At 37.1% G+C, this 283-nt stretch carries 1 pseudogene; it reads left to right on the top strand.

From position 1 onward, the window contains the following. A pseudogene (locus R0J88_RS19545) lies at positions 1 to 250 on the top strand (replication initiation protein); the annotation flags it as partial. Between the last annotated feature and the right edge of the window lie 33 nt (positions 251 to 283).

Raw genomic sequence — 283 nt, 5'->3', positions numbered from 1 at the left:
ACATATAGCACGGCCGAATCTATTTCGCCGCCCTAAAGTCAAAAAAGGGTCAGCTAAAGAAGGTGTCTGGGCTCGTGAAAACCTCAAGCTATTAAGAACCTATGAGTTGTTAAAACAGAATCAAAACCCTGATTTTAGGTTGGCAAAAGTCGATATAAGGCGCTGTATAACGTATGCAAAAATCCTTGGTGACGATGAAACTAAGGTTTTTTACTCTAAACAATTGAACAAAAAAACCATAACGCCTTAATGTTTATACTACTGCATTACGAGTAAAACATTT

The organism is Pseudoalteromonas sp. SIMBA_162 (assembly GCF_046535955.1).
In the GTDB taxonomy this organism is placed as follows: domain Bacteria; phylum Pseudomonadota; class Gammaproteobacteria; order Enterobacterales; family Alteromonadaceae; genus Pseudoalteromonas; species Pseudoalteromonas marina.
The sequence above is the reverse complement of the archived record's forward strand: the minus strand, read 5'-3'. Positions and strand labels throughout refer to the sequence as shown.